Source organism: Saccharothrix deserti, from assembly GCF_009769385.1.
GTDB lineage: Bacteria > Actinomycetota > Actinomycetes > Mycobacteriales > Pseudonocardiaceae > Actinosynnema > Actinosynnema deserti.
On the sequence record NZ_VKAB01000151.1, the window covers coordinates 1 to 1,226 of the forward strand.

Below are 1,226 nucleotides of genomic sequence, written 5' to 3' on the forward strand. Positions count from 1 at the left end.
CCCGCCCGATGACCTGCAACAACTACTCGACACCCTTGCGCAAGGACAGGGCATCAACCTCTACCTGCCTCCGTGAAGTTAACAAACTACCGCTAGTGTCCTGAGTCGTTGATTCGTTGTATGTTGTCGCCATGGCTCGTCGTGGACCGGCGTTACCCGAGTTGGTGTTGACCGACATCGAGCGTCAGACGCTGGAGGGGTGGGTGCGCCGTCGTTCGACGGCGCAGGCGTTGGCGTTGCGGTCGCGGATCGTGTTGGAGTGCGCCGAGGGCGTGTCCAATATGGACGTGGTACGGCGGTTGGGTGTGTCGCCGCCGACGGTGACCAAGTGGCGCCGCAGGTTCGTCGAGCACCGCCTGGACGGACTGTCCGACGAGCCCCGGCCCGGTGCCGCGAGGAAGATCACCGACGCGCAGGTCGAACACGTCGTCGTGACCACCCTGGAACAGGCCCCGCCGAACAACGACTCGCACTGGTCGACCCGGTCGATGGCCAGGGCCACCGGCATGTCCCAGTCGGCGATCTCCCGGATCTGGCGGGCCTTCGAGCTCAAGCCACACGTGGTGCAGACCTGGAAGCTGTCCACCGATCCGTTGTTCATCGACAAGGTCCGTGACGTCGTCGGTCTCTACCTCGACCCGCCCGCGAAGGCGCTTGTCCTGTGTGTGGACGAGAAGTCCGGGATGCAGGCGTTGGACCGCACCGCCCCGACGCTGCCGATCATGCCCACCACTCCGGCCCGTCGCACGCACGACTACGTCCGGCACGGCACCACCAGCCTGTTCGCCGCCCTCGACGTCGCCACCGGCAAGGTCATCGGCCGACACCAGCGCCGCCACCGCCACCAGGAGTTCCTGCGGTTCCTCAAGACCATCGACGCCAACACCCCGCCGGAGCTGGATCTGCACCTGGTCTGCGACAACTACGCCACCCACAAGACACCCGAGATCAAGACCTGGCTGGTTCGCCATCCCCGGTTCCACCTGCACTTCACCCCGACCGGGTCGTCCTGGCTCAACCTGGTGGAGCGCTGGTTCGCCGAGCTGACCAACCGCAAACTCCGCCGCAGCGCCCACCGCGGCGTCGCCGAACTCGAAGCCGACGTCGAAGCCTGGATCGACGCCTGGAACGACGACCCCAAGCCCTTCGTCTGGACCAAGACCGCCGACGAGATCCTCGACAACCTTGCTCGGTACTGCCAACGAATCAACGACTCAGGACACTAG

The 1,226-nt window shown here is 65.4% G+C and carries 1 protein-coding gene; it reads left to right on the plus strand.

The window, feature by feature from the left end:
- The first annotated feature begins 131 nt into the window (after positions 1 to 131).
- Positions 132 to 1,226, plus strand: coding sequence for an IS630 family transposase (locus FM051_RS49950; protein ID WP_158854993.1), 1,095 nt, complete (start codon positions 132 to 134; stop codon positions 1,224 to 1,226).

What these genes read in the sequence shown, in the direction of transcription:
- FM051_RS49950 (WP_158854993.1), top strand. Translation starts at nt 132, where the DNA reads ATGGCTCGTCGTGGACCGGCGTTACCCGAGTTGGTGTTGACCGACATC.